General features: G+C 41.2%; 2 protein-coding genes. One reads left to right on the top strand and one right to left on the bottom strand.

The window, feature by feature from the left end:
* Nucleotides 1-165: 165 nt before the first annotated feature.
* Entirely contained in the window at nt 166-1,002 is an 837-nt protein-coding gene (locus QUA78_RS32535) for a metallophosphoesterase (protein ID WP_333307451.1), read from the bottom strand.
* 492 nt (nt 1,003-1,494) lie between these two features.
* Here QUA78_RS32535 and QUA78_RS33055 point away from each other — a divergent pair.
* Nucleotides 1,495-1,560 (top strand): IS1/IS1595 family N-terminal zinc-binding domain-containing protein (locus QUA78_RS33055; protein WP_445302428.1); only part of this gene is annotated, 66 nt, incomplete at its 3' end.

The raw sequence follows: 1,560 nt of genomic DNA, 5'->3' as shown, positions 1-1,560 counted from the left end.
TTTTCGAGCGCTCATCTTTTAGTGCATTTAATCTACAGTAATGCGCCTCTTTATTCTGTCTTAGTCTAAACTCCAGTCAGCTTCGCCGAAGGGCCTTCTTTTTTCTTCTTTGTTCCTTCTGCTATATTATCTATTATCGGGAAAGTGTGCACTCTAAACCAGCCCTTACGGATGTTGACAAACCAAAGTAATTACTGTCACCTCCGGCGGACAAAATAGCCTCCCCGGGGCATAAGTTCCCAAACCGCGATTCACGTACAGCAAATTACTTCCCACCTGATGCAAACCGCTAGCCCATTCCCAGTGAGTAACTACTCGATCGCAAGCCGACAGAAAAGGAATGAACTTTCGGATTGGTTGAGGAATCCAATAGCCAATTTTTCTCACCCAAGCGTACAAAGGCCCGATACCGGGAATCACGATTTGACCGCCGTGAGTGTGGCCAGACAACTGTAAATCAATCCGCCAATTTTGCAGCTTTTCAGCAGTATCAGGATTGTGAGACAATACAATCCGAGGAATCGCGGGATTTATTGATGCCATTACAGGTTTAGGCGCAAAATCGCCCGACCAAAAATCCGCTAACCCAACTAAAGCTAATTCTGACCCCAAAGGATAGATTACTTCGTTGTACAAAACCCGAATCTCGACGCTATTTAAAGCATTAGCAACCTCTCTCTTTGCCCCCGGCCAATAGTGGTCGTGATTGCCCAAAACCGCGTAAATTCCCACCCGACTTTGCAAGTTTTTCAATCGCTGCACTAAGCCGTAAATAGGTGCGGGGTCGTAGGTAATAAAGTCACCGGTTAAAAAAATCAGGTCTGGTTCAGCTTCATTGGCCGCAGCAATCGCCTCTTCTAGCAACCATTCTGACAGCCGCACCCCGTCATAGTGAAAGTCAGTAAGCTGTACAATTTTAGTACCGGATAGATTTGCTGGAAGATTGGCGATCGGTATTGTTAAATACTCTACTCGCAGTTTCCCAGTTAATAACCTGTGCATAAATCTAAGATTTATTGATAACAGAGCGCAACCTCTAGCTTAGCAAATAAATAGGCAAGACTGCCATACTAGATATTCTTCCCTTTTCCTTCCGTCATCTGACTAATAAATACTAATTGCTGACTAATAAATACTAATTGCTGACTAATGACAATCGCTAAAGTCCTGGAGGCAAAAACTCAAATAATTACCTCCCCAAAATTAAACCCCAATGCCAATTATAATTGAAAATTACTCCCCAAATAGAGCCTGGTACTAGAACTTAATTGAATTAGTCTGACCTGCGAGGAAAGAATATATTGCTAATGCACTCTTTTCAATTGAAGCTCCCGAGTATTTATTAAATTAGCTTTTAAAAGAAGGAGAGTTGATTGTTAAATCTGGCTCATTATTAAAAATAAGGTTAATATTGGACTCACAGCTTGAAAACAGCGGTAGTGATGCACAGTAATGGTTTAATATTAAATCCACATAATTTTCCGAGGTAAAAGTATGGAATGTCCTAATTGTCAAAGCGATTTTTTTATTAAAAATGGAAAGACTTATTACGGGAAACAG

Origin of the sequence: Microcoleus sp. K4-B3 (assembly GCF_036704615.1) — a bacterium.
In the GTDB taxonomy this organism is placed as follows: domain Bacteria; phylum Cyanobacteriota; class Cyanobacteriia; order Cyanobacteriales; family Microcoleaceae; genus Microcoleus.
Note: the sequence above shows the minus strand (reverse complement) of the source record. Positions and strands in the feature narration are given on the sequence as shown.